Here is a 26698-nt window from a genome sequence, read left to right as displayed (position 1 = left end):
CGCTTTCTGGCCGACGACCGCACCCTCTCTTGTCATTCTCACCCAGGCGCACATCGCCTTCTCCTGCGGTTTGCATGTCAAGGGTTTCTTCGTTACAAGCTCAACTTAACTTGAGGTCAAGCGGAAAATTCGAATGGCGGTGACGGAACTGACGGTCGGCCAGGTGGCCACGCGGAGCGGGGTGGCGGTATCGGCGCTGCATTTCTACGAGGCGCGCGGACTGATCCGCAGCCACCGCACATCAGGCAATCAGCGACGCTACGGCCGCGACGTGCTGCGACGTGTGGCGATCATCAGGATCGCGCAAGAGGTCGGCATCTCGCTGGCCGAGATAGGTGCCGCACTGGAATCGCTGCCTGACGGCCGCACGCCGACGCGCGAGGACTGGAACCTGCTTTCAACGGCCTGGCGCGACCAGCTCGATCGCAAGATTGCCCAGCTGAAGAAGCTGCGCGACGGGCTGACCGACTGCATCGGCTGCGGCTGCATGTCGATCGACAAATGCCCGCTGCGGAACAAGGGCGACCGGCTGGCGAAGGAAGGGACTGGGGCTAGAAGACTAGTGGTCCCTTCATCCCGCTGACGCCAGCGCTGCCCCTCAATTCTGCGGCGTGGCTGATTGGCGAAACCATTGACGACGGTGTCCTTTCTCCCCGTCACTATACGGGGAGAAATGTCCGGCAGGACAATGAGGGGCAGCGCCGGCCTTGGCAATTCGCCTGGGGAAGGTACGTCCCGCCAGGTTCTAATCCGCAGCCGGCAGCCGCCTGATGGTGAATTCGATGACGTCGCCCGGCCGCTCGAACCAGCTTTCGATTTCGGTCCAGTAGGCCTGCTTGGGAAAGCGTTCGAACCACTCCTTCGCCTTGAGCCGCGCATCGGAACGCGGCAGGACGAAGGTCTCGCGCAGGAACCCGTCGCGCGGCATGCGCGCGCGCTCGGCGCGCGAACGGTCGAGCCTCTTCTTCAGGCCATCCAGCGGCGGTCTTGCCGGGGTGCGCACGAAAGAACTCCATTCACACTTGACCCTTGCACCTAAGAGATTAGGGATCGCGGCCGGAAAAGACGAGTCATTTGTCGGGGCACGCGCCCCACAACCGGAGACAGCATTTGCAACGACCCGAAATAGCGGCGGGGCTGCCGGCCGACATCGAACAGAAGAAGAGGAAGGCGCGGCTGTGGTTCGAGACGTTGCGCGAGCGCATCTGCGCCGCCTTCGAGCAGATCGAGCAGGACCTGCAGGGGCCGCAGGCTTCATGGTCGCCCGGCCGCTTCGAAAAGACGCCGTGGGAGCGCGACGCCGGCAAGGGCGGCGGCGGCACCATGTCGATGATGCGTGGCCGCGTCTTCGAGAAGGTCGGCGTCCACACCTCCACCGTCTATGGCGAGTTCTCGCCGGAATTCAGGAAGCAGATGCCGGGCGCCGAGGAAGACCCGCGCTTCTGGGCGAGCGGCATTTCGCTGATTGCTCATCCGTGGAACCCCAACGTGCCGGCCGTGCACATGAACACGCGCATGGTCGTCACCTCGCGCCAGTGGTTCGGCGGCGGCGCCGACCTGACGCCGGTGCTCGATCGTCGCCGCACCCAGGATGACCCGGACACGATTGCCTTCCACCGGGCCATGCGATTCGCCTGCGAGAAGAACGCCGGCGTCGCCGACCACGCGAAATTCAAGGCCTGGTGCGATGAGTATTTCTATCTGCCGCACCGCGACGAACCGCGCGGCACCGGCGGCATCTTCTTCGATTGGCTGCATTCGGGTGAGGACAAAGGCGGCTGGAACGCCGATTTCAACTTCGTCCAGGATGTCGGGCGATCTTTTCTCGTCGTCTACGGACATCTCGTGCGGGCCAATTTCAACGACAACTGGACCGACGGCGACCGTGAAGAACAGCTCATTCGCCGCGGCCGCTATGTCGAATTCAACTTGCTTCACGATCGCGGCACCATCTTCGGACTGAAGACCGGCGGCAACGTCGCCTCGATCCTGTCCAGCCTGCCGCCGGAAGTGAAATGGCCGTAAAATCTCGGTGAGTCGGACGTGAGCCGCAATGAGGTCCAAATCGTTTGATTTTGGCGGCGAATGTGGCGCGCAGAATATCTTTTTCGTCTAATATCCACTTGAAAAAACAGGGCTATTTTTCGTTCCGGGCCGGGAAACGCCGGCGGTTCATCCTCCCTAGAACCGCGACCCGACGCGACCGGACGGCCCATGATTGAGTGGGGCACCTTCCCAAAATGGTGCCCTCATTTTCCAGGAGAGCATGCCATGCGCAAGCTTATTATGTCGGTTGCGGCTGCCGCCGTTCTTGCCTCTGGTGGCGCTGCCTTCGCAGCGGTCAAGCACACCACGGGCACGGTCAAGACCTATGATGGAACGGCCATGAGCCTTGTTCTGGATAACGGATCTACCTTTACGCTGCCCAAGGCCTTCAAGAATCCTGGCCTGAAGGCCGGCGAAAAGGTCCGCGTTTCCTGGGACATGAGCGGCAAGCACAAAATTGCCGAGGCAGTCAGGATCATGAAGTGATCGCCTGCCCGCTGGAGCAAGACGAGGTCTTGCCTCCGGGGTAGTGTTAAGAGGGCGGAGCAGCGATGCTCCGCCTTTTCGGTCTTTGCGGCAACCAAAACCATTCGACCGTGTTATGCTTGCTCGGCCAGCGCATGACCCGAATACCGACACCCGGTTTCAGACAGGGATCATGCGTCCATCAAAGGTGCTGGAGCTTCCGCGTTCAAGCAAATGGGCGGCGCTCCGGGGAGGAAAAGGGAGAAATCCGATGAAAGAATTCCACTGCGGCTCGCTCGTTCCGGGTTGTGACTGGCATACGCGCGCCGAAGAGGAAGCCGAAGTCATGCGTCGTGCGGTCGAGCACATGCGCGAGACGCATGGCGAGACGATCATCCGCGAGACGATGATCGAAGCCATCCGTTCGCGCATCGAAAAACCCCGCGACGCGGCCTGACTTTTGCCTAACTTTCGAATGCTTCTGCGGCGCGCTTGAGGAGCGCGCCGCGATCCAGCGCAAAGCCGGACTCGATCCAGTCGTTTTCGAGGTTCTTCAAGGTTGCGCCGAGTTTCGGTCCGGGCGACGCGCCAAGCGTCGTCAGATCGGCGCCCTTGAGCGGAAAAACGGGCTTTTTCCACTTTCCGGTGAAGGCCAGCAGGCGCGAGAAGCCGCCGGCTTCGAGCAGCGCGTCATTGTCCTCGACGGCGCGGGCTCGAGCGGAAGCGAGCGACAGCCGCAAGCGATCGACAAGGCCCTGATGATCGCCACGATAGAGCCGTTTTGCGAGTTCGGCTTCGGTCGTCTTCGGCTCGACAGGCGCTGTCAGCGCCCACTGCCTCAGACGGCCGGTATCGCTGACCGAGAATCTCAGCCGCTCAGCGAGCATCTTCAGCCGCGCGGCGTCCGGCGGCACGATCGCTTCCAGCCTGAGCAGCGGGTCCGGCGTCCAGCCTAGATCCTTCTCGGCCCTGGTCAGCGCATGGATCGCATCGATGCCCCATTTCTCGCTCTCCGGCAGAACGCTGGTGAGCACGCTGGCCTGGCGCATCCACAGCAAAGCGCGCGATGGATCGGGGGCCGACAGCAGCTTCTTCAGCTCGGACCAGACGCGCTCGACCGAGAGTTGGCCGAGCCCCTCCTTGAGCCGGGCGCAGGCCTTCAGCCCTTCGGCATCCGGCCGGCCGTCGCCATACCAGGCGAAGAAGCGGAAAAAGCGCAGGATGCGCAGATAATCCTCGCGGATGCGCGCCTCCGGATCGCCGATGAAGCGCAGCCGGCGCGCCTCGAGGTCGGCGACGCCGCCGACCAGGTCGACGATCGTGCCGTCGGCCTCGGCATAGAGCGCGTTGATGGTGAAATCGCGCCGTTCCGCGTCGGCCTTCCAATCTCGTCCGAACGACACCTTGGCCCGCCGTCCGTCGGTCTCGATGTCGGCACGCAGCGTGGTCACCTCGAACGGCTTCCCGCCGGCGACAATCGTGATGGTGCCGTGCTCGATGCCGGTCGGCACGGCCCTGAAGCCCGCCGCCTCGGCGCGGCGGATGGTTTCATCAGGCACGGTCGTGGTGGCGATATCGACGTCGGCGACCGGCTGGCCGATGAGCGCATTGCGCACCGCGCCGCCGGCGACACGCGCCTCCTCGCCGCCATCCGCCAGCGCCGCCAGCAGGCGCTGCAGGTGCCGTTCGCCGAGCCAGTCGGCTTTGCCCGCGAGCGACATCCGGCCGCTCACGTATAGAGCCTTTCATAGAGCGTGCGGATGATGCCGGCGGTGACGCCCCAGATCCGCTGGCCGCCATAGGGCATCTCGTAGAAGACCCATTCGAGGTCGTTCCACATCCGGCTGTCGCGGCCGTGGTTGGCCGGATCCATCAGGAAGCGCAGCGGCACTTCGAAGACGGCGTCGACCTCCTCGGAATTCAGCGTCAGTGAAAAACCCGGCCGCACTATTGCCAGCACCGGTGCGATCCGGTAGCCGCTGCCGGAGACATAATCGGGCATGCGGCCGATGATCTCGATGCGGTCCCGGCCGAGACCGATCTCCTCGAATGTCTCGCGCAAGGCCGCCGCCTCCGGGCTCGCATCGCTCGGGTCGATCGTGCCGCCGGGAAAGGCCACCTGCCCCGAATGGTTGCGGAGCTTTTCCGCCCGCTTGGTCAGCAGAACCGTGGCGTCGCGTCCGTGATCGACCACCGGGATCAGCACCGCGGCATCGCGCAGCGCCTTTGCGAGCTTCAAACGCGGATGGCCGGGGTTGAAGCGATGGTCGCCATAATCGTCGGCGGCATGCGCCAGCGGCTGTGCCGCGACGCGAGCGCGAAAATCCGCGGCGGAAAACGGCGCCGGCGTCACTTGGTCCATAGCGTCACCCGGTCCATCATGCCCCGGTCCATTTGGCGCTGCCCTCTCATGCGCTCAGCCGCTGCAGTTTTTCGGCCGGCATTATCGGATAAACCGCGCCCTTCGAGCGGACGGCAAACATCCTTCGACCGCCGACCTCGATCTCCTCGCCATGCTCGACCAGTTCATACATCACCGGCCGCGCCACCAGCGCCTCCAGCCGTCCGCGCACCAGCACATAGGGTTTCAGGCCGCCGGTCGCGTCCTCGTCGACGAAGCGCAGCGGATGCTCCGGCCCGGCCTCGACCACATCTCCGACATTGGTGCGAAAGGTGACGACTTGGCCATCGCCGGTGCCGCAAACATCCATCTCGACGGCGATGAAAGGCGCATCGACGACGCGGATGCCGACCCTTTCCACCGGCGTCACCAGATAGGTCTTGCCGTCTTCGTCCTTGCGCAGCACGGAGGAAAACAGCTGCACCAGCGGCATGCGGCCGATCGGCGTGCCCTGGTAGAACCAGGTGCCGTCCTGTCTGATCTCCATGTCGAGATCGCCGCAAAAGGCCGGATTCCAGCGCTCCACTGGTGCCGGCCCCTTGCCCGCGCGGGCGGCACGCGAGATCAGCGCCTCAAGTCCGCGCGCCTCGGTCACGGTCGTCAAACTTTCATCACGATCGTCGGCGCGTTCTGTCATGGTCACGAAATAGTCACTGTTGTTCCGCTTGTCAGCATAAGTCAGTGATTTAAGTTCAAAGACAGGCGCCACGCGAGGCCGAATCGCGGCACTCTGTGGCGTCTTAGGTGCAAGCCGGTATTTCCAACGAGAAGGATCGATGCTGCATGAGCGTGATGATCAAGGAAAGCCCGATCAGCGAAAAGGACATGATCGCCCAGGCCGAGACGGCGCTGGCCGACATTTCCAGGGTTCGCGAGGGCGTCGGCCGCGTCATCTTCGGCCAGGAAAGCGTCGTCGAACGCACGTTGGTGGCGCTGTTGGCCGGCGGTCATGCGCTGCTGGTCGGCGTGCCCGGCCTCGCCAAGACCAAGCTGGTCGAAACGCTGGGCATCGTGCTCGGCCTCGATTCCCGCCGCATCCAGTTCACGCCCGACCTGATGCCGTCCGATATTCTCGGCTCCGAGGTGATGGAGCAGGACGAATTCGGCAAGCGCTCGTTCCGCTTCATCTCCGGGCCGATCTTCGCGCAGCTGCTGATGGCCGACGAGATCAACCGCGCCTCGCCGCGCACCCAGTCGGCGCTGCTGCAGTCGATGCAGGAGTACCACGTCACCATCGCCGGTGTCCGCCACGACCTGCCGGCGCCCTTCCACGTGCTGGCGACGCAGAACCCGCTGGAGCAGGAGGGCACCTATCCGCTGCCCGAGGCGCAGCTCGACCGTTTCCTGATGCAGGTCGACATCCTCTATCCGGAACTCGAGGCGGAGCGCCGCATCCTTCTGGAGACCACCGGTATCGAGGACGCCAAGGCGCAGAACGTGCTGCAGCCGGCGCGGCTCAAGGAGATCCAGACCCTCATTCGCCGCATGCCGGTGCCGGAAAGCGTCGTCGAGGCGATCCTCCAGCTGGTGCGCTCGGCGCGCCCCGGCCAGGGCAATGCCGAGACTGACAAGCACGTCGCCTGGGGCCCGGGCCCGCGCGCCAGCCAGTCGCTGACACTGTGCGCCCGCGCCCGCGCCCTCTACGACGGACGGCTGGCGCCGTCGATCGACGATATCAGAGCGCTGGCCGAGCCGGTGCTGCAGCACCGCATGGCGCTGACCTTTGCCGCCCGTGCCGAGGGCACGACCGTGCGCGACGTGGTGGCGAAACTGGCAAAAGGCATCTGATGGCGCGTATAGGCGAGGCCCAGGCACCGGCGGCGACGCGTGACGCGCTCGCCCGCGGCCGATTGCGGGCGTCGCTGGTGCCGGACCTGCTGGTCGAGGCGCGCCGCATCGTCAACACGGTGATCGCCGGCTGGCACGGCCGCCGCAAGCGCGGCATTGGCGAGAATTTCTGGCAGTTCCGGCCCTATGTCGAGGGCGACTCCTCGCGTATCGACTGGCGCCGCTCGGCCCGCGACGACCACATCTACGTGCGCGACCGCGAATGGGAGGCTGCCCATACGGTGTGGCTGTGGGCCGACCCCTCGCCTTCCATGCTCTACAAATCCACCGGCGCCACCGTCTCGAAGGAATCCCGCGCGCTGGTGCTGGCGCTGGCCATGGCCGAGCTTCTGTCGCGCAGCGGCGAGCGCATCGCCTGGCCCGGGCTGACCGATCCGTTCACCGCCCGCAACGGCGCCGAGCGCATCGCGGCGCAACTCACCCATGCCGGCGAATTGCCGGTGAAGCCCGACCTATCCGCTATTCGCCGCTTCTGCGACATCGTCATCGTCAGCGACTTCCTCGATCCGGTCGAGGACACCATCGCCTGGCTCGACGTGCTCGCCCGCCACGGCGTGCGTGCCCATCTGATCGAGGTCGCCGACCCGGCCGAGGAGAGATTCCCCTATGCCGGCCGCACCGAGTTCACCGATCCCGAGACCGGCGACAAGCTGACTGCCGGCCGTGCCGAAACGCTGGGCGATGAATACCGACTGCTTTACATCGCCCGGCGTCAGGAACTGACCGACTGGTGCAAGCGGCTCGGCTGGAGCTTCACCGTCAACCACACCGACCGCCTTGCCTCCGATGCGCTGGTGCGTGTCCACATGGCGATGACCGTCGATGGCAGCTCAGCCGGGAGGATCAGCGCGTGAGCTGGCTGCCGCTATCCTTCGGGGCACCGATGGTGCTGTGGGGCCTTCTGGCGCTGCCGGTGATCTGGTGGCTGTTGCGGTTCACCCCGCCCAAGCCGCAGACCGAGATCTTCCCGCCGCTGAAGATCCTGGCCCGCGTGCTGAAGCGCGAGGAGACGCCGCAACAGAGCCCGTGGTGGCTGACGCTGCTCAGGCTGCTGATGGCGGCCCTCATCGTTGCGGCGCTTGCCGAACCTGTCTTCAACCCGCGTGAAAGACTGCCGGCCGAGGGCGCCGCTCTTGCGCTGGTCATCGACAATGACTGGGCAAGTGCCGCCGACTGGGGCCAGCGCGTCGCCACTGCCGAACGGCTGATCACCGATGCCAGCTCCAACGACGTGCCCGTCATCATCGCTTTCACCGCCGAGAAGCCGAATGCCGAGATCGGTCCCTTCGACGCCGCCACCGCGCTCGACCGGCTGCGCGCGGCAAAGCCGCGGCCGATCCCGACCGACCGCCCTGCCGTCTACGCTCGCGTCGCGGCAACCCTGGAGACCTTGCCGGGCGCCAGCGTTGCCGTGCTCGCCGACGGTCTGGCGGCGGAAGGCGACGAGGCCGCCTTCAACACGCTTTTATCGAAAAACGCCGCCCGTGTCGTCTGGGCCGCCTCCGACCGGCCTGGCCTGATCGGCCTGACCGGCGCCGACAACCTGGTCGACGGCTTCGAGCTGACCGCCATCCGCGCGCCGGGCGATCCGGCGCCGGCTCAGGTGACCGCCGGCGCCTTCGACGACAAGGGCCGCCGTATCGCCGACGCCACGCTGACCTTCTCACCGGGCGAATCCACCGCCACCGGCACCATGGCGGTGCCGTTCGAACTGCGCAACGACTTCGCCTCGATCGCGCTCGACGGCCAGCGGCAGGCCGGCGCCGTCCGCGTGCTCGACGAGAATTCCAAGCGCCGCCGCGTCGGGCTGCTGTCGCAGGCCGAGGCCGACCAGGCGCAGCCGCTTTTGTCGCCGCTGTACTATATCCGCCGCGCGCTGCAGCCCTTCGCCGATCTGACTGAGCCGTCGAGCGCCGACCTTGCCGATGCCATCCCGCAGCTCCTCGACCAGAAGCCGGCAATGATCGTCATGGCCGATGTCGGCACCATTCCGCAGCAGGTGCGGCAAAGGCTGGTCGACTGGGTCGACAATGGCGGCACGCTGGTGCGGTTCGCCGGCTCGCGGCTGGTCGCCGCCGGCAATGACGACGACCTGCTGCCGGTCAGGCTGCGCACCGGCGAGCGCTCGCTCGGCGGCGCGCTGTCGTGGACGACGCCGCAGCCGGTCACCGATTTCACGAAGACCGGTCCCTTCGCCGACCTCGCTCCGCCCGCCGAGGTCACCGTCACCAGGCAGGTGCTGGCCGAGCCGACGCCCGATATCGTCGAGCGCACCTGGGCCACGCTTGCCGACGGCACGCCGCTGGTGACCGGGATGAAGAAGGGCAAGGGCACGCTCGTCCTGTTCCATGTCACGCCGGAGGCGACCTGGTCGAACCTGCCGATCTCCGGCAGCTTCGTCGAGATGCTGCGGCGCATCGTGCAATTGTCGCGCAACCAGGGCGCGGCGGTCGCCAATGCCGAAGCCGCAGCCGCCTCGCTGGCGCCCTACCGCATGATATCAGCCGACGGCACGCTTGTGCCGCCGACCCCGGATGCACGGCCGCTGGTGCCGGGTGCCGGCCCGCTGCCGGTGACGTTCGACAACCCGCCCGGCCTGTACGGCTCCGAAACCGGCGTCCTCGCCCACAATCTGCTCAATGCCGAAAGCAGCTTCGCACCGCTGGTCCGTCCTCAGATCACCGTGCCGGTCACCACCATCCAGTACGCCTTCGACGAATCGCACAATTTGAAGGGCCCGCTGGTTGCGGCAGCTCTCTTGCTGATGGTGCTCGACACGCTGGCCGTGTTCTGGATGGGCGGCCTGTTCTCGCGCCGGCCACGCCGCGCCGGCACGGCTGCTGCGACCACCGCCGCCCTGCTGATTGCGCTCGGCGCCCTGGTCGGCCACACCGACATCGCCCGCGCCGACGATGCCAAACCTGGCGACGAACGGGCGATCGAGGACATTTCGAAGACCCGGATCGCCTATGTGCAGACCGGCGAACGGAGTGTCGATTCGATCAGCCAAGCCGGGCTGGAGGGCCTGACCCGCTTCTTGATCGAGAAGACCGCGCTCGAGCCGGGGGCGCCAGCCAGCGTCGATATCTCGAAGGACCAGCTTGCCTTCTATCCGCTGATCTACTGGCCGATCGATCCTGCCGCGCCGATGCCGAGCCAGGCCGCGATCGCCCGCGTCGACGCCTATATGCAGCAGGGCGGCACGGTGCTGTTCGACACGCGCGACCAGTTCGCCACCGGCATCGGCGCGGATTCGGCCAGCCCGGCGACGGAGCGGCTGCGCGACATCCTCGGCAACCTCAACGTGCCGGCGCTGGAGCCGGTGCCGTCGGACCATGTGCTGACCAAATCCTTCTACATCCTGCCTGAGTTTCCCGGACGCTTCGCCGGCGGACCGCTCTGGGTCGCGGCGTCGCTCGAAGCCAGCAACACCGAGAACCGCCCGGTACGCACCGGCGACGGCGTCTCGCCGATCATGATCACCGCCAATGATTTCGCCGGCGCCTGGGCGGTCGACGAGAATGGCGACCCGCTTTTGCCGACCGTGCCGTCGGACCCGATGCAGCGCATTTATGCGCTGCGCGCCGGCGTCAACATCATGATGTACATGCTGACCGGCAACTACAAATCCGATCAGGTGCATGTGCCGGTGCTGCTCGAACGGCTGGGGCAGTAAGCCATGAACTTGTCGCTCGCCTTCGAACCGCTGGTCTCGTGGCCGCTGCTTGGCCTGGTGCTGGCGCCGCTGTTGCTGCTGGCATTGGTCGGTCTGTGGTTTCGCCAGCGCGGCGCGATCTTCCGATTTGCCGCCCTGCTGGCGCTGGCTGCGGCCCTGCTCAACCCGGTGTTGCTCGACGAAGAGCGCGAGGCGCTGAAAAGCGTCGTCGCCGTTGTCGTCGACCGCAGCCAGAGCCAGGACATTGGCGAGCGCACCAAGCAGACCGACGAGGCGCTGGCCGGGGTTCAGCAGCGCCTCGGCCGCTTCAAGCAGTTCGACGTCCGCGTCGTCGAGGCCGGCAAGTCGGAAGCCGCCGAGGAGCGCACCGAGACGCGGCTTTTCGGCGCGCTTGAAAGCGCTTTCCGCGACGTGCCGCCTTCGCGCATCGGCGGCGCCATCATGATCACCGATGGCGAGGTGCATGACGCCCCCGGCGGCACGCCCGACTTCAACGCCCCGCTGCACGCGCTGATCACCGGCAACGACCAGGAAAAGGATCGCCGCATCCGCTTCGAGAATGCGCCGCGCTTCGGTTTGGTCGGCAAGCCGCTCGAAATGACCTATCGCGTCATCGGCACCAACAACGAGGCCGGCTCGATCGATGTGCGCGTCTCGGTCAATGGCGAGCAGGTTTCGGTCGAGCGCGCCACCATCGGCCAGGCTATGCCGCTGCAAGTGACCATTCCCGGCGCCGGCCGCAACATCGTCGAACTCGCCATCGACCCCGAGCCCGACGAACTCACCGACACCAACAACCGCGCCATCGCGCTGATCGACGGCATCCGCGAGAATTTGCGCGTGCTGCTTGTTTCCGGTGAGCCGCATGCCGGTGAGCGCACCTGGCGCAACCTTCTGAAATCCGACGCCTCGGTCGATCTGGTCCACTTCACCATTCTGCGGCCGCCGGAAAAGCAGGACGGCACGCCGATCAACGAACTGTCGCTGATCGCCTTCCCGACGCGCGAGCTGTTCGTCGAGAAGATCAAGGATTTCGACCTGATCATCTTCGACCGCTATCAGCATCGCGACGTGCTGCCGATCCTCTACTACGACTACATCGCCGAATATGTCGAAAAGGGCGGCGCGCTGCTGATCGCGGCAGGGCCCGAATATGCCGGCGAAAGCTCTATCGCCCGCACGCCTTTGATCTCGGCGCTGCCGGCGATGCCGACCGGCGAAGTCGTCGACAAGGCCTTCTATCCGCGCCTCACCGAGCTCGGCCAGCGCCATCCGGTGACGCGCGGGCTCGACGGCTCCGCCACCGAGCCGCCGCACTGGAGCCGCTGGTTCCGCACCATCGGCGTCGAGAACCCTGAGGGCGAGGCGGTGATGAAGGGGGCGGACAACCGACCGCTGCTCCTGCTCGACCGCAAAGGCGAAGGCCGCGTCGGCATGTTCTTGTCCGACCAGGGCTGGTTGTGGGCGCGCGGCTTCGAGGGTGGCGGCCCGCATGTCCAGCTCTATCGCCGCATCGCCCACTGGCTGATGAAGGAGCCCGAACTCGAGGAGGAGCGGCTGACCGCCGACGGCCGCGGCATGATGCTGGAAATCCGCCGCCAGACGATGAGCGACGATCCCGGCCCGGCGCAGATCATCACCCCGTCCGGCAAGGCGATGACCGTCAAGCTAGAGAGAGCCGAACCCGGCGTCTTCCTGGGCAGCATCGAAACCAGCGAGATCGGCCTCTACCAGGTCGGCAATGGCGACCTGAAGGCGCTTGCCCATGTCGGCCCGGTCAATGCGCCGGAATTCACCGACGTCGTCTCCACCGAGAACCGGCTGAAAGCGCCGGTCGAGGCCACCGGCGGCAGCGTGCGCCGGCTGGCGCAATCATCGACCCTTGGCAATCTCACCGGCGGCGTGACGCTGCCCTCGGTCGTCCCGGTTCGCTCCTCGGGCGCGGCGGCCGGCAACGACTGGATCGGCCTGCGCACCACCGACGACAGCGTGCTGAAGGCCGTCTCGCGCGTGCCGCTGTTCGGCGGGTTCCTCGGCCTCGGCCTGCTACTTCTGGCATTGGGCTCGATGTGGTACCGCGAGGGGCGGTAGCGCTGCCCTACTCCTCCGGTTCCGTCGTGAACATCAGCGGGTAGCCCTTGGCCTTGCCGGCATCAGTCGCCCGTGTCGCCTTGGTCTCGGCGACGTCCCTGGTGAAGACGGCGACGACGCAGACGCCGCGCTGGTGCGCGGTGATCATCACCCGCCGCGCCTGGTCTTCGCTCAGCTTGAATTCGCCCTTGAGCACCGTCACCACGAACTCGCGCGGCGTGAAATCGTCATTGAGGAGGATGACCTTGTAGAGCTTCGGCCGTTCGATCTGCGGCTTCGTTTTGGTGCGGGGTTTGGTGACGATCTCAGGCATCGGAACCGGCAATTGTGCGCAAGAATTTCGCGTTTATTCTGGCATAGCCAAAAGCGATCGTCCATTTTTGGACCGCCCGCAAACCGCCTTCCCGGCGGGCGCGGCCGTTCACAAGTCCGTGCCTATGTGGGACCGCCGCCAAGCCGCGCAGAAACGATACGGGCCGTTTCGTTTAGAAAAAACTACCGCCGCAACACCGCACTCAGCACATCCCTGACGCCGATGGCGCCGACGAAGCGCGACTGGTCGTCGAACAGCGCCACCGGTGCGGTCTGCGAGCGGTGCATGGCCAGCATCACCGTCTTCAGCGAGGTGCCGGGATTGGCCCAGAATACCTGCGTCGTCTCCTCCGGCTGCGCCTCGACATCGGCGCACGACACCCAGAACGCCGGCTTGCCGTCGCGCTCGGCCGCCGCCACCAGCCCGTGCTCGTCGATCTTGAAACGCGTCGTCTTGCGGCGGTCGAGCCACACCCAGCCGTCCTCGCCGTGGTCGAGGTCGCGGCGGTCGCGCATCACGTTCCAGGCAGTCAGCACCGAGAGCGGATTCACATTGGCGATGAAGTCGCGGACATAGTCGTTGGCGGGGCGCAGCACGATGTCTTCCGGCGCGCCGGTTTGCACGATGCGCCCGCCTTCCATGATGGTGATGTGGCTGCCGATCTTCAGCGCCTCCTCGAGGTCGTGGCTGACGAAGATGATGGTCTTCTTCAGTTCGGCCTGAAGCTGCAGCAATTCGTCCTGCAGCTTGGTCCGGATCAGCGGGTCGAGCGCCGAGAACGGCTCATCCATCAGCAGGATCGGCGCTTCGGTGGCAAACGCACGCGCCAGCCCGACGCGCTGCTGCATGCCGCCGGAAAGCTCGTGGGCGTATTTCGACGCCCACTGGTCGAGGCCGACGAGCTTCAACTGGCGCTCGACGCGCGCCTTGCGCTCGGCTTCGGGCACGCCGGAAAGCTCTAGGCCGAAGCCGACATTTTCCGCGACGGTGCGCCAGGGCAGAAGGCCGAACTGCTGGAACACCATGGCGACCCGCGTCTGTCGGATGTGGCGCAGCGTGGCGGCGTCGCAGGCCGCGACATCGATCATGCGGTCGCCGTCCTTGACCATGACGTTGCCGCGCGCCGGCACGTTGAGCAGGTTGACGGCGCGGAGCAGCGTCGATTTGCCGGAGCCGGAGAGGCCCATCAGGACGGAAATCTCGCCCTCGTTGACGGTCAAATTGGCGCCGGCGCAGCCGAGCACGGCGCCGGTCTTCTCCAGGATTTCCTGACGCGTCGCGCCCCTGTCTACGAGCGCCAGCGCTTCCTTGCGCGCCGCGCCGAAGACGATGTCGACATTCTTGAAATCGACCGCGGCGCTCATTTGGCGGCTCCCGTGCCGATGCGGCTGATGCGGTCGAGGATGATGGCGAGCACGACGATGGCGAGGCCGGCTTCGAGCCCGAGCGGGATGTTGACCGAGTTCAGCGCGCGCACCACCGGCTTGCCGAGGCCGTTGGCGCCGATGAGCGCAGCGATCACGACCATGGAGAGGCAAAGCATGATGCACTGCGTCAGTCCCGCCATGATGGTCGGCAGCGCCGCCGGCAGCTCTACCTTCCACAGGAGCTGGCGTTTTGTCGCGCCGAAGGCTTCGCCGGCCTCGATCATCGGTTTCGGCACCGAGGTGATGCCGAGATGCGTCAGGCGGATCGGCGCGGGGGCGGCGAAGATGACGGTGACGATGAGGCCGGGAGCGATGCCGAGGCCGAAGAGAATGAGCACCGGGATCAGGTAGACAAAGGTCGGCATAGTCTGCATCAGGTCGAGGATTGGCTGGAGATAGCGGTAGCCACGCTCGTTATGCGCCGCCCAGATGCCGATCGGCACGCCGATGGCCATGGAGGCCGCAGCAGCGCCCACGACCAACACCAGCGTCTCGACGGTTTCCTGCCACAGATCCTGGTTGACGATGAACAGGAGGCCGAGCGCGACGGCAAGCGCCAGCTTCCAAGATTTCTGCAGGTACCAGGCGAGCCCGGCTATGGCGGCAACCAGGAGAACCGGCGGGACGAGCAGCAAAAGATCGACCAGCCCGTCGAGAATGACGGTAAGCCCGTCGGCGATACTGTCGAAAAACCACTCGAAATTGGTGGTCAGGAAGTCGAAGAAGGTCTTGCCCCACCGCCCGATCGGGATCTTGAAGCTCGAAATCAGTTGCGAAACCGGATCCATGGCAAATGTCCCCTCATTTCTTCTTCACCCTCCCCCTTGCGGGGAGGCGCGGCACGCGCCGCGGTGGGGTGGTGCAGAACGGAGCATAACCGTGACCACCCCGCTCCGCTGCGCTGCGCGGTTCGACCCCCCGCCAGCGGGAGGGTGTAAGTCTGCTACGAACCCAGCGCGGTTTTCACGGCGGCCGCGGCGTCGCCGCCGTCGAACGTCGTCACACCGGCGAGCCATGGCGTCATCGCGTCCGGATTGGCCTTGAGCCATTCGGTAGCCGCGGCCCTCGGGTCGGCGCCGTCATTGAGGATCGCACCCATGATCTCGTTTTCCATCTTGAGCGAGAACACCATGTTCTTGAGCAACGCGCCGACGTTCGGGCATTCAGTGGTGTAGCCGGCCCGGACATTGGTGGCGACGGTCGCGCCGCCGAAATTCGGGCCGAACACCTCGTCGCCGCCCGACAGATAGGCCATCTTGATGTTGGCGTTCATCGGATGCGGCTCCCAGCCGAGGAAGACCACGTCTTCGCCCGATGCGGCCGCCTTCTGCACCGCCGACAGCATGCCGGCCTCCGAGCTTTCGACGAGCTCGAAATCCTTCAGGCCGAACTTGTCGGCGGCGATCATGTCGAGGATCAGGCGGTTGCCGTCATTGCCGGCTTCGATGCCGTAAATCTTGTTGTCGAGCTTGTCCTTGAACTTGGCGATATCAGCGAAATCCTTGAGACCGGCGTCATAGGTGTGCTGCGGCACGGCGAGCGTATACTTTGCGCCTTCGAGGTTGGTCACGATCGTCTCGACCGACTTGTCTTCGAGATAGGGCTTTATGTCGGCTTCCATGGTCGGCATCCAATTGCCGAGGAAGACGTCGACGTCCTTGTTCTTCAGCGAGGTGTAGGTGACCGGAACTGACAGCACCTGCACGTCGGGTTCGTAGCCGAGCGCTTCGAGGATGACGCTGGCGGTAGCGGTGGTGGCGGTGATGTCGGTCCAGCCGACATCGGCAAAACGCACCGGCTTGCAGCTTTCCGGCTCGGCGGCGAATGCGCCGCCCGCGGAAAGAAATGCCGCCAGACCGAAGCCGGCGGCGAATAGTTTCATACGCGACATCATGTATTCTCCCATTGTGATCTATCGGCGAAGCGAAGTTGCGGTTTTGTCTCCGCCTTGTTTCGTCAGCCAAACACCATTCTGGTGCGGTTTCAAGCGATAAGACAATCGCGACCAACGGCGCGGGCTGGCCGATCAGCGACACGTTCGCCGCTTTTCTGGTGGAATGTGAGGACGCCCCCTCCCCGCGCCGGGACAACTCGGCTTAAAAGGGCGGCATGGCCAAGCTGTACTTCCACTACGCGACAATGAATGCCGGCAAGACGACGATGCTGCTGCAGGCCTCGTACAATTACCGCGAGCGCGGCATGACGACGATGCTGTTCGTCGCCGGCCACTACCGCATGGGCGATACCGGGCTGATCTCGTCGCGCATCGGCCTGGAGACGGAGGCTGAGATGTTCCGCGACGGCGACGACCTGTTCGCCCGGGTCGCCGAGCATCACGACCACACGACCGTGCATTGCGTCTTCGTCGACGAGGGGGGAAAGAACCGGCAAGAAGAACCGCGATCGGGGAGCTATTCGTTGCTTTGTGACGGCAGTTATGCTAGTAGTTTGGCCATGGTGCTGATTGCGCCGACGACCCGCCGCCGAGGCGGTTTTTTTGTGTCGGGTTTCGGCGCTATCCTTCGCAAACTCCTAATCTTCCGCCTTCCCTTCCCCCCATGCCACACATATATTCGCGGCGGTTCGCGACACGAAACAGATGCCGAAGCGGGAGGACCCTATGGCGACATTGCAGAATTTCGATGCCGAAATTGCCAAGACCAAGCAGGTCGTGCAGGACATGCGCACGAAAATCGAGCAGTCCGGCACGGTGCTCGACACGCTCGCCAAAACCGACAAGAAGATCGGCGACGCCAATTTCGACCTCGAGAACGCCCGCATCGAGGATGTGCTGAAGCAGCAGAAGGTGATGGAAGGCAACATCGCCGACCTGATCATCGGGCTGGAGGACGCCACCAACGTCTTCGGCGCCGAATTCGAGAGCATGAAGAACTACACCGGCTGGGAAAGCCTCGTCGGCATATTTTCCGACCAGAGCAAGCAACGCATGCGCACCGACCGCGTCCGCAACATGTCGCTGGCCGGCAATCTGCAGGAGCTTCTGGCGAAATCCGACACCATCGTCGGCATCCTCAAGGCGCAGAAGCAGATCCTCGACCAGCGTTACAAGACCTCCGAGGCCAGCCTGTCGCAGGTGATCGAGCGCCGCAAGGCGACCATGTCCAATCTGGAGACCGTGCAGAAGCGCATCGAGGAGCTCAATCCGATGCTGCTCGACATCGAGAACAAGATCGCCGCCTCGATCAGCCAGAAGGAGCGCACCGAGCTCGAAGGCGACCGTTCGAAACTGGCCACGGAGTACAACGAGAAGCAGGCCAAGGAGCAGGAGCTGCTGGCCGAAAGCCAGACGCTGGAGCGCTACACCTCGATGTTCCAGACCTTCGTCGATTCGCTCAACAACCAGATCGCGGCGCAGTCGACGCTGATCAACAAGCTGACCATCGATACCGAGCAGCGCATCGTCCTTTACAAGGCGCTGGAAGACTCGCTGAAGACCGCCGCCCAGCAGGACGTTGCCCACAAGATCAACACGCTGGGCAGCCAGGTCGACAACACCGCCGAGGAGACCATGGCCGGCATCGGCGCGGCCTCGCAGAAGCACATCGGCGATCTCCTCGAAATGCACGAGAAGAACATGGTGGCGACCGCCGACATCCAGCGCCGCAAGAAGCTGGCCGATGATGCCTTTGCCCGCCGCTTCGACGACGTGCTGAAGAAGCACAATGCGGCAAACTACGTGCAGTCATAATTGCTGCACCCGCATCGCTACCAAGGGCTGGCTGCATGACCCCCGAAAATGAAGCGGCAGCGCGGTATTTCTCGGCGATCACCGCGGCGCTCAGCGGCCTCGAAGTATTCATGCGCGACGATCGCTCGCCGCTCTACCGGCACGGCATCGTCGCCAAGATCGTCGCCGAATACATCGCGCGGCTCGACAACTCGTTTTCCTGCTGGCGCAACCGGCTGGGCTTCGTGGAGACGTTCCGCATTTCGCGCGCCGAAAGCGGCTTTCCGGTCTTCCAGAACGTGCTCGAACTGGAAAACGATCGCCGCCAGGCCGATACGCGTCTCGCCAACCTACCGCTGGCCGACGAGTTGCGCGAGGAAATGGCCGACTTCATCCTGCGCCACAAGGAATTCCCCGAGGCGCTGCAGAAGTCGATGGCCGAGCGGCTCTATCTGGAGGGCGTCAGGAGCGAGACGACCTTCGGGCCGTTCACCTTGGCGCAGACGGCAAAAGTCTCGGTCAATCCGAAGACCGGACGGCCTTACTACCTCGTCCATTGGGCCGCCTTCGACGGCAGCGCCAACCTGCCGCTGGTCTATATGGTGACGGTTGAGGATTCCTCCGAAGAGATGATCGGGCAGCTTGTCGACCGAAATGGCAAGCTCAACGACAAGGTCGACATTCCGCTTCCCGTTGACGGGCTGCTCAATCCCGAGCTTGCTCACCGCTTCGACGACTTCACCGAGAAGAATTCCGCCTACAGCCTGTCGCCGGCGACGATCGCGGTCAACCTCGACAAGGACTTCGAGCCGCTCCACCCCAAGCAGTTGCGTCGCGTCGTGCTCGGCCCGTTCTACTCGGCAGGGATCACCGACAACAATTCGACGGTGACCGACATTCTGGCCAAGGTGCGCAAGCCGGAAAACGCCTGGCTGCTGACCTGGACCATCCAGGAGGTCTATTCCAAGGCCGAAAAGCCCGGTCGCAAGGGTCTCTTCTCAAGCGAGAAGACGACACAGGAATTCTTCATCGACACCGACGATCTGGAGGCCGCGCGCCAAGGCGTATCGAGTTACGAGAAGCACGCGCTGATCCCGCATGAGGCCTACCAGGCGCTCTACGCCGCCGGCGAGGCGCAGAAGATCTTTTCCGGCTACAAGGTCCACATCCTGTCCAAAGGACAGGTCATCAGTGACGTCTGACCGTCAAACCGCGGAGCATCCTTCATGGACACCGGCCTGACCACGATTTCGGAAGCGGCAATCGAAAAGCACCGCGCCACAGCGCAGAGCTTCATCACCCGCATCGTCGTGCTGGAGGACCCGTCGCGCGAATCCGGGACCGCACTGGCCGGCACCAACCGCCGCTTCGTCTCGACCGTCTCGGTCGGCTCGGTCAGGCGCACGCGCGAGGTCGAGCTTTCCAAGACCGTCGCCGCCGTCCATCCCGACGACCAGTTGCTGAGCATTGCACAGCACATGCTGCTGTTTCGCACCCGGCGCGGGCTGGCGATCGCGCTGGCGATCGCTGATGTCTTCGCCGAAGGCTCAGATCTCGAGAGCCTGAAGGCGAAAAACGCCCGCGCCCCGCTCGAAGGCGACGAGGCCGCCACCTTCAAGAAGCTGCTGTCGGCTTCGGCCTATATTTCGGCCTTCAGCCTCGCCTCCTATTTGTTCCAGCTGATCGACAGCGACGGCGAGGCGCCGAACGATACGCCCGAGCCGGACTTCTTGTTCGACACGCCGCAGGACGCGGTGAAGTCAATTGTTGCCGGCCTCGACAGGGCGATATCAGGGGCGAAGGACGACGCCGACCTGATGACCCGCGCGCGTGCCTTCGCCCGCGTCGCCATCGACGGGCTTTTGGCGCGAAAGGGCCGCTTCGACGGCATCGGCCCGTTCGAGAACGCGCATATCCGCATCGACGTCGACGACTTCACCCTCGACGGTTTCGACGTCGCACCGGGCAAACGGTCGAAGCCGCTGGTAATGACCTTCAAGAAGCCGGAAGAGGTCGTCGGCAATCACATCGCCAAGTATCAGTCGGTGAAGCTCGCCAAGATGCTGATGGCCTACGACTTCGAGCGCGAGCTGAACCCGTTCGTCGAGCTCGGCGGCTTCCTGTTCACCTTCATCGGCGACGGCGCGCCCGGTACCGGCAAGACGACGCTGATCCAGATGATCGCCGGTCTCGTCAACGGTTACTGCCAGGTCGCCGGCTATCCCTTCGCCTACGAGAATTTCGGCGTCGACCAGATCTCCTCCTATCAGGGCAAGTCGGGCCAGAACTGCCGCCAGTTCATCAACAATGTGCTGAACCCGCGCGTCATCGGCTTCGGCACCATCGACGACATCGACCAGGTGGCGGCACGCCGCTCGGACGATCGCGCCTCGGCCGGCCAGCAGGAAATCACCGGCGTCCTGATGGATGCGTTCGGGGGCGCCGGCACCGTGGTGCGCGGCAACTGCGCCTTCGGCATGTTCTCCAACTATCCCGAGAATGTCGACGATGCGCTGCGCCAGCGCGCTGGCGCCCGCTGGCTGGTCGATGGGCCACAAACGCGCGACGACTACATCGACATCTTCGTTCTGCTCGCGGGGAAAAACCACAAGATCCCGCTCGGCGACCACAAGCTCTACGCCGCCCAGGAAATCCAGCGCGCAGTGATGGAAGCCTACGAAGAGCATGAGAAGCCCAGGGAGGACGGGCTGATGAAGGTCTATGAGCGCTACATGAAGGAGAACGGCGCACCGAAGTCGATGGCCGATATCGGCACCTATTTGCACATGATCAAGGAGGCCGAGCCGCGCTTCACCGGCCGCGCAATCAAGAACGTCACCGACGCAATCAAGATGCGCGCCATGGACATCGAGCTGCCGGACGAGTGGTTCGAGAAGCCGGAAGTCTTCATGCACAAGAGCTACGACGACAAGAAAGCGATGATCGAGGAACTGCGCGGCCCGTTCTCGATGGACATGGTCATGCAGGAGGTCAACCGCTACGCCGACTCGGAGTTCCGCTATTCCGACAAGTCCGACGACGCGGCGGTGACCAAGATGATCCGCGACACCCGCCTGCGCGACCGCGCGGTGCGCGAGATCGAGGAGCTGAAGAAGAAGGGCCTGTGGAATGCTTGAGGTTCTTCCTTCTCCCCGTTCACGGGGAGAAGGGCCCGAAGGGCGGATGAGGGGCAGCGCAATGCGTGGTGGAAACGAACCGAAAGTGGCGAGAGCCCGGCAACTGCGGAAAGTCGAAAACGACGCCGAAGACAAACTTTGGAGCGAACTGCGCGGACGACGGTTGAACGGGTACAAATTTGTTCGCCAATTGCCGATCGGTCCATATTTCGCAGACTTTGCCTGCCGAGAGGCCAATCTGGTCGTGGAGGTCGACGGGAGCCAGCATGCAGATCGTTCCCAGGATCGATACAGGGATGAAACGATGAATCGGAATGGCTGGTCGGTTCTGAGAGTATGGCACGCCGACGTCTTGGCAAGCCGCAAGACCGTATTGGATACAATTGTGACGATCCTGGACGGTCGACTGGATGAGAAGATGATAGCTGTCGACGCAAAATTTCTGCATTCGGCTATCTCGGAGAAAAGATGATGAGCGCTTGCACCGCCCCTCATCCGCCCTTCGGGCACCTCTCCCCATGAACGGGGAGAAGGAATAATGGCCAGGAAATCCGATCTGCTGCGCGAGAACGAGCTGATCTATGGCCGGCTGCTGACCATCGACGAGCCGCATCTCATCCAGCGCTACAACAAGGCATTGGTCGCCTTCGGCCTGAAGCCAACGAAGCTGAAGAGCTTCGAGATCGACCGCACCGGCTTCTCGCCGCAGGTGGCCGAGGAATGCGGCGACTACAACTATCTCGATCCCAACGAGATCAACCGCCGTTTCATCATCCTGACGCCGTCGCAGATCGATCTGCCGGTGGTGCACACCGCCTTTTCCAACACCTCGCAACTGATGTTCGAGTTCATATCGAAGAACCAGCGCGCCATCGACGCGCTGACCATCAAGGATGTCATCTATGGCGAGATCGAGGATTCGGTCCCCAAGGTCGACGACATCGAGGATCTGCTGTCGATCAACCAGGTCGAGTTCAAGGTGTTGTCGGCGGAGGACGTGGTGGGCAAGGCCGCCGAACTCGGCAAGCTCGTCGACCAGTTGAAGCAGGAGCCGGACGCTTGGCGCGACAGCGGCATGCTCACCCGCATGGTGGAGCTGGCCAAGATCTGCGGCGACATCCGTGAGAACGCGCTGGTGCCGGATCAGGTGATCTTTCGCCACAGCGCCTATTGGACCAGCCATTTCGGCGGGCTCTATGTGTTCATCGACCCTGATATGACGACGGTGATCAGCGACCCGGCAGCACCCGGCTTCCGCCGCTCGCGGCCGTGGCAGGTGAGCTACCTCTCGATCAATGATGCCGACAGGGTGTTCAAGTTCCTCGCCGCGACCGGCCGCATCGAACTGCCGCGGGCCTCATGGATCGAAACATCAGGCTATCTCGAACATCGCGCCGAGATGGTGGTGCGCGCGCTGATCCGCGACGCCGAGCCCGACCGCAACCTGACCGACGTCGACAAGGTCTGGCTGCAGACCTGGATCCACGGCCATGCCGACCTGATCACCAGAGACGGCAATTTTCCCTTTCTCAACGCCGCCAAGCGCGAGATCGCTCACCTCGGCTATCTCAAAATCGAGGACGTGTTCCCGCAGCAACGTTTCCTGGCGATCCGGGCCAAGCCCGGCCATCCCGACGCCTGGCTGACCAACCAGCTGATCTCGGATTTCGTGCCGCAGGACTTCGTCTCGCGCTACGTCTTCAACAAACCGGGTTTCTACGGGGATTATGACGGCTTCAGCGACGCCTGGCGATCGCATGTTGTGGACGTTCTGAAAACCACATATCTGAAAGACAAGGTGGCGTTTCGCACACGCCTCTACGGCCTTACCGATTGAATGACCGGCTGACTGACGAGGGGGTGACATCGCCATGCTTGATCCGATCGTGAATTTCTTCACACGGATTTTCCAGTGGATCGGCCGCGGCATCGGCTTGGCCGTCGGCATGGTCCTGTGGCCGTTCATGTGGGCTGGGCGCTGGTACACGCAGCGCGGCTGGATCCTCAAGGCGGTGCTCGGCCTCGCTCTGCTCATGCTGATCGGCCTCTACGGCTACTTCATCTGGAACACGCAGGTCTGGAGCAATTTCAATCCCGCCTATGCGGAAGCATATAATTTCAGGCAGCCGGCCGGAACCGCCCCGCCGCAGCCCGCTCCTTCTGCCACCGGGGAGACCGCTGGCGTCGAGGGAGAGGTCAAGACCTGCACCAACTCGGCCATAGTCCAGGTCGCGGCCGATCTCATCGATTTCAACGTCAACGAGAACGCCTGGATCTCGTCGATGATACTCTACAAGCTCGGGTTCTTCGGCATGGACTGGGACCGCACGCCGTTTCTCGACAACAAGGCCTCGTTCCAGCGCGGGGTCAATCAGGCCATCCGGCGCACCGCGGTCGAGCTTGTCGACACGCTAGGCCGCGTCCGCGGCACCAGCCAGATCGACCAGAACCTGCAGGATGCGCGCGGCGCGATCACCTTCGACGAGGAAACCTGGTATTTCGGCCTCAGGCCCTTTGGTCCGAAAACCCCGACGCCGAGTTTCTATCGCACGGCGGCGAGCAGCCTTCGCGCCTTCAACGACCGGCTGATGAAATGCGAGGTTGTCTTCAACGCGCGCGCCGACAATCTGATGCAGTTCGTCGACCGGATCGCGAGTGACATAGGCTCGACGTCGGACATGATCCGCGACCGTTCGCAGAACTTCAACAGCGGCTGGTTCGACACGCGCGCTGACGACCGCTTCTGGTTCGCCTACGGCCAGCTCTACGGCTATTACGGCATCCTGACGGCGGCGCATCACGACTTCCAGCAGATCCTCGACAATCGCGGCCTCACGCCACTGTGGAACAGCGTGGAGGGCCAGCTCAAGGCAGCGCTCGCCATTCGGCCTTTCATAATCTCGAACGGCCGCGAGGATGGCTGGATCATGCCCACCCACCTCACCACGATGGGATTCTATGTGCTTAGGGTGCGATCGAACCTCGTCGAGATCAGGTCCGTTCTAGATCGGTGAAGCAAGCGAATAGTGAAAGAGACGTCTTGGCTTGAAATCACCGCTGTCCCTGGTCGAGATCAGCAACGTGTCGAGGCAATAGTTCGGCCGCATATCGCGGACAGCGGAACCTGACTGCTTCGTCGTCGTTCAACCGCTGGGCGGCAGCCAGCGAGGACACGCGATGGATATCCGCGAAATTGCTCGAAATTTCTATGCCACGATCGATGCGCAAGACTGGGATAAACTGGCCAGTCTGGTCTCTCCGGATCTCGCCGTTCATCTCGCCACCGCCAACCCGATCGGCTTCGACGACTGGCGCAAATCGCTGACCGAGTTCTTTGTCGGATTCCCGGACGGACATCACGTCATCGACGACCATGTCAGCGATGCCGACAAGGTGGTCACGCGCGGCCGCTTTCAGGGCACGCACACCGGCATCTTCCATGGCGTCGAACCGAGCGGAAATTGCGTCTCGGTTGGTGTAATTAACATTGATCGCGTCGAGAACGGCATCGTGGTCGAACATTTCGGCCAGCTTGACGGCTTGGGGCTGATGCACCAGATCGGCGCATTCTAGCGCGACCGCTCGAAGCGCCGACCGGTGCTCGAACCCTGTCGCATTCCGTGCATTCCGCGGCTGTTTTGAGACGGCAGGACGGCGCGTGCTCTGGCTTCTATACGGCGCGACAACCGGGCGCCAAGACCCGGGACAGGTCGACCGGGAAACAGAGACGTCTTTCTTTATAGGAAACATAGTTGCATGCAAGTTGACGCCACGGCAGCGACAGGGTTAGAACGTCCCCTCGCCTGCAGTGCCAGGCAGTTTCGAACAGGCTTGCGACCACGCTGATCAAACCCGTCCCCTCCACCGTCCAATCCAGAGGAAAGCCGCCATGGCCGAAGTGAAATCCGACATCGAGATCGCGCGCGCCGCCGACAAGAAGCAGATCCAGGAGATCGGCCAGAAGATCGGCATTCCGAGCGAGCATCTTTTGCCTTACGGCCACGACAAGGCGAAGATCTCGGCAGAGTTCATCAAGTCGGTGAAGGCAAACAGAGACGGCAAGCTGATCCTCGTCACCGCCATCAACCCGACGCCGGCCGGCGAAGGCAAGACGACGACGACGGTGGGCCTCGGCGACGGTCTCAACCGCATCGGCAAAAAGGCGATCGTCTGCATCCGCGAGGCCTCGCTCGGCCCCAATTTCGGCATCAAGGGCGGTGCTGCCGGCGGCGGCTATGCGCAGGTCGTGCCGATGGAGGACATGAACCTCCACTTCACCGGCGATTTCCATGCCATCACCACCGCGCATAATCTGCTTTCGGCGCTCATCGACAACCACATCTACTGGGGCAACGACCTCGGCATCGACATCCGCCGCGTCGTCTGGCGCCGCGTCATGGACATGAACGACCGGGCACTGCGCGAGATCATCTGCTCGCTCGGCGGCGTCGCCAATGGCTTCCCTCGCCAAGGGGGCTTCGACATCACCGTCGCCTCGGAAGTCATGGCGATCCTGTGCCTCGCCACCGACCTGAAGGACCTGGAAAAGCGCCTCGGCGACATCATCGTCGCCTATCGCCGCGACAAGTCGGCCGTCTACGCCCGCGACCTCAAGGCCGACGGCGCCATGGCCGTGCTGCTCAAGGACGCCATGCAGCCCAACCTCGTGCAGACGCTGGAGAACAACCCGGCCTTCGTCCATGGCGGCCCCTTCGCCAACATCGCGCATGGCTGCAACTCGGTCGTCGCCACCACGACGGCGCTGAAGCTCGCCGATTATGTCGTCACCGAAGCCGGTTTTGGCGCCGATCTCGGTGCCGAAAAATTTTTCGACATCAAGTGCCGCAAGGCCGGGCTGAAGCCGGCGGCAGCCGTCATCGTCGCTACCGTGCGCGCCATGAAGATGAATGGCGGCGTCAAGAAGGAAGATCTCGGCAAGGAGAACGTCGAGGCGGTCAAGAAGGGCTGCGCCAATCTCGGCCGTCACGTCGAGAATATCAGGCAGTTCGGCGTGCCGGCGGTGGTCGCCATCAACCATTTCTATTCCGACACCGACGCTGAAATCCAGGCAATGAAGGACTACGTCGCCTCGATGGGCGAAGAGGCGATCCTGTGCAAGCACTGGGCCAAGGGATCGGCCGGCATCGAGGAGCTCGCCGGGAGGGTGGTGGCGCTTGCCGAATCCGGCGCATCGCAGTTTGCCCCGCTCTATCCCGACGCCATGCCGCTGTTCGAGAAGATCAACACCATCGTCCAGCGCATCTATCGCGGTTCCGAAGCGATCGCCGACAAGTCGGTGCGCGACCAGCTCCACGCCTGGGAGCACGCCGGCTACGGCAACCTGCCGGTCTGCATGGCCAAGACGCAATATTCCTTCTCGACCGACCCGAACCTGCGCGGCGCGCCGACCGGCCACACCGTGCCGGTGCGCGAGGTCAGGCTGTCTGCCGGCGCCGGCTTCATCGTCGTCATCTGCGGCGAGGTCATGACCATGCCCGGCCTGCCCAAGGCGCCGTCCTCGGAAAAGATCTTCCTGAACGAGATGGGCCAGATCGAAGGCCTGTTCTGAGATTTTGAAGGCCGGAACGATAGGGCGCCGCATCGCT

Annotated in this window: 24 protein-coding genes and 1 pseudogene; 17 read left to right on the top strand and 8 right to left on the bottom strand. The window is 63.9% G+C overall.

The genetic code is table 11. From position 1 onward, the window contains the following. Nucleotides 1–133 precede the first annotated feature (133 nt). A complete protein-coding gene (gene soxR, locus AC0NIE_RS11630; RefSeq protein ID WP_473486810.1) occupies nucleotides 134–583 on the top strand; it encodes a redox-sensitive transcriptional activator SoxR in 450 nt (149 codons plus the stop codon). 162 nt (nucleotides 584–745) lie between these two features. Here soxR and AC0NIE_RS11625 read toward each other — a convergent pair whose 3' ends face one another. Beyond that, complete coding sequence (locus tag AC0NIE_RS11625; protein ID WP_192356034.1) at nucleotides 746–1003, bottom strand: hypothetical protein; 258 nt, start codon at nucleotides 1001–1003, stop codon at nucleotides 746–748. 107 nt (nucleotides 1004–1110) lie between these two features. Between AC0NIE_RS11625 and hemF the strand changes: the two genes are divergently transcribed. From hemF to AC0NIE_RS11610, 3 genes are all read left to right on the top strand, one after another. After that, nucleotides 1111–2025, top strand: a complete 915-nt coding sequence (hemF, locus tag AC0NIE_RS11620) for an oxygen-dependent coproporphyrinogen oxidase (protein WP_473486811.1) — start codon at nucleotides 1111–1113, stop codon at nucleotides 2023–2025. A 246-nt stretch (nucleotides 2026–2271) separates the two neighbouring features. Beyond that, nucleotides 2272–2532 carry a DUF1344 domain-containing protein gene (locus AC0NIE_RS11615; protein WP_123149376.1) on the top strand — a complete coding sequence of 87 codons (261 nt, stop codon included), beginning with the start codon at nucleotides 2272–2274 and terminating at the stop codon, nucleotides 2530–2532. Nucleotides 2533–2782: 250 nt separating this feature from the next. Next, nucleotides 2783–2968, top strand: coding sequence for a DUF1059 domain-containing protein (locus AC0NIE_RS11610; protein WP_473486812.1), 186 nt, complete (start codon nucleotides 2783–2785; stop codon nucleotides 2966–2968). Nucleotides 2969–2975: 7 nt separating this feature from the next. Here AC0NIE_RS11610 and AC0NIE_RS11605 read toward each other — a convergent pair whose 3' ends face one another. Genes AC0NIE_RS11605 through AC0NIE_RS11595 form a run of 3 tightly spaced genes read right to left on the bottom strand, consistent with a single transcriptional unit; the run spans nucleotide 2976 to nucleotide 5549 of the window. Then, nucleotides 2976–4232 (bottom strand): CCA tRNA nucleotidyltransferase, encoded by a 1257-nt coding sequence (locus AC0NIE_RS11605; protein WP_473486813.1) that lies wholly within the window; start codon nucleotides 4230–4232, stop codon nucleotides 2976–2978. Between the two features lie 8 nt (nucleotides 4233–4240). Next, the gene (locus AC0NIE_RS11600) at nucleotides 4241–4873 is read right to left on the bottom strand and encodes a CoA pyrophosphatase (protein WP_473486814.1); all 633 of its coding nucleotides are present in this window, start codon (nucleotides 4871–4873) and stop codon (nucleotides 4241–4243) included. Nucleotides 4874–4919: 46 nt separating this feature from the next. Continuing rightward, a complete protein-coding gene (locus AC0NIE_RS11595; protein WP_473486875.1) occupies nucleotides 4920–5549 on the bottom strand; it encodes a DUF1285 domain-containing protein in 630 nt (209 codons plus the stop codon). A 146-nt stretch (nucleotides 5550–5695) separates the two neighbouring features. Between AC0NIE_RS11595 and AC0NIE_RS11590 the strand changes: the two genes are divergently transcribed. The 4 genes from AC0NIE_RS11590 to AC0NIE_RS11575 are packed head-to-tail and all read left to right on the top strand — an operon-like array spanning nucleotide 5696 to nucleotide 12527. Next, nucleotides 5696–6700, top strand: coding sequence for an AAA family ATPase (locus AC0NIE_RS11590; RefSeq protein ID WP_473486815.1), 1005 nt, complete (start codon nucleotides 5696–5698; stop codon nucleotides 6698–6700). Next, a complete protein-coding gene (locus tag AC0NIE_RS11585) occupies nucleotides 6700–7614 on the top strand; it encodes a DUF58 domain-containing protein (RefSeq protein ID WP_473486816.1) in 915 nt (304 codons plus the stop codon). The genes AC0NIE_RS11590 and AC0NIE_RS11585 overlap by 1 nt, the downstream gene beginning before the upstream one ends. Next, on the top strand, nucleotides 7611–10436 hold the full coding sequence (locus AC0NIE_RS11580; RefSeq protein WP_473486817.1) for a DUF4159 domain-containing protein: 2826 nt from the start codon (nucleotides 7611–7613) through the stop codon (nucleotides 10434–10436). Before AC0NIE_RS11585 ends, AC0NIE_RS11580 begins: the two co-directional genes overlap by 4 nt. Before the next feature lie 3 nt (nucleotides 10437–10439). Continuing rightward, on the top strand, nucleotides 10440–12527 hold the full coding sequence (locus AC0NIE_RS11575; protein WP_473486818.1) for a hypothetical protein: 2088 nt from the start codon (nucleotides 10440–10442) through the stop codon (nucleotides 12525–12527). A 7-nt stretch (nucleotides 12528–12534) separates the two neighbouring features. Here the strand turns inward: AC0NIE_RS11575 and clpS are convergent, their stop codons facing one another. The 4 genes from clpS to AC0NIE_RS11555 all read right to left on the bottom strand — a co-directional run bounded on the left by clpS (nucleotide 12535) and on the right by AC0NIE_RS11555 (nucleotide 16158). Further along, nucleotides 12535–12840: an ATP-dependent Clp protease adapter ClpS gene (gene clpS / locus AC0NIE_RS11570; RefSeq protein ID WP_029349886.1), complete on the bottom strand. Its 306-nt coding sequence runs from the start codon at nucleotides 12838–12840 to the stop codon at nucleotides 12535–12537. Between the two features lie 182 nt (nucleotides 12841–13022). Further along, nucleotides 13023–14204 carry a choline ABC transporter ATP-binding protein gene (choV, locus tag AC0NIE_RS11565; RefSeq protein ID WP_192364587.1) on the bottom strand — a complete coding sequence of 394 codons (1182 nt, stop codon included), beginning with the start codon at nucleotides 14202–14204 and terminating at the stop codon, nucleotides 13023–13025. Next, entirely contained in the window at nucleotides 14201–15055 is an 855-nt protein-coding gene (gene choW / locus AC0NIE_RS11560; protein WP_292554047.1) for a choline ABC transporter permease subunit, read from the bottom strand. The genes choV and choW overlap by 4 nt, the downstream gene beginning before the upstream one ends. Nucleotides 15056–15210: 155 nt before the next feature. Beyond that, complete coding sequence (locus tag AC0NIE_RS11555) at nucleotides 15211–16158, bottom strand: choline ABC transporter substrate-binding protein (protein WP_473486877.1); 948 nt, start codon at nucleotides 16156–16158, stop codon at nucleotides 15211–15213. A 218-nt stretch (nucleotides 16159–16376) separates the two neighbouring features. Here AC0NIE_RS11555 and AC0NIE_RS11550 point away from each other — a divergent pair. The 9 genes and pseudogenes from AC0NIE_RS11550 to AC0NIE_RS11510 all read left to right on the top strand — a co-directional run. Further along, nucleotides 16377–16664, top strand: a pseudogene (locus AC0NIE_RS11550) (thymidine kinase); the annotation flags it as partial. 223 nt (nucleotides 16665–16887) lie between these two features. Continuing rightward, entirely contained in the window at nucleotides 16888–17976 is a 1089-nt protein-coding gene (locus AC0NIE_RS11545) for a hypothetical protein (RefSeq protein ID WP_473486819.1), read from the top strand. Nucleotides 17977–18011: 35 nt separating this feature from the next. Beyond that, nucleotides 18012–19157, top strand: coding sequence for a hypothetical protein (locus AC0NIE_RS11540; protein ID WP_473486820.1), 1146 nt, complete (start codon nucleotides 18012–18014; stop codon nucleotides 19155–19157). Between the two features lie 24 nt (nucleotides 19158–19181). After that, nucleotides 19182–21092 carry an AAA family ATPase gene (locus tag AC0NIE_RS11535; protein ID WP_473486821.1) on the top strand — a complete coding sequence of 637 codons (1911 nt, stop codon included), beginning with the start codon at nucleotides 19182–19184 and terminating at the stop codon, nucleotides 21090–21092. 61 nt (nucleotides 21093–21153) lie between these two features. After that, nucleotides 21154–21564, top strand: a complete 411-nt coding sequence (locus tag AC0NIE_RS11530) for an endonuclease domain-containing protein (protein ID WP_473486822.1) — start codon at nucleotides 21154–21156, stop codon at nucleotides 21562–21564. Between the two features lie 66 nt (nucleotides 21565–21630). Next, on the top strand, nucleotides 21631–22929 hold the full coding sequence (locus AC0NIE_RS11525; RefSeq protein WP_473486823.1) for a DUF6638 family protein: 1299 nt from the start codon (nucleotides 21631–21633) through the stop codon (nucleotides 22927–22929). A 34-nt stretch (nucleotides 22930–22963) separates the two neighbouring features. Then, the gene (locus tag AC0NIE_RS11520; RefSeq protein ID WP_473486824.1) at nucleotides 22964–24106 is read left to right on the top strand and encodes a DUF2333 family protein; all 1143 of its coding nucleotides are present in this window, start codon (nucleotides 22964–22966) and stop codon (nucleotides 24104–24106) included. A gap of 163 nt (nucleotides 24107–24269) precedes the next feature. Then, entirely contained in the window at nucleotides 24270–24665 is a 396-nt protein-coding gene (locus AC0NIE_RS11515; RefSeq protein ID WP_473486825.1) for an ester cyclase, read from the top strand. Between the two features lie 316 nt (nucleotides 24666–24981). Beyond that, the gene (locus AC0NIE_RS11510; RefSeq protein ID WP_473486826.1) at nucleotides 24982–26661 is read left to right on the top strand and encodes a formate--tetrahydrofolate ligase; all 1680 of its coding nucleotides are present in this window, start codon (nucleotides 24982–24984) and stop codon (nucleotides 26659–26661) included. Nucleotides 26662–26698: the final 37 nt, after the last annotated feature.

Source organism: Mesorhizobium sp. WSM4842 (genome assembly GCF_055901575.1).
This window is presented reverse-complemented; position numbering and strand designations above follow the sequence as displayed.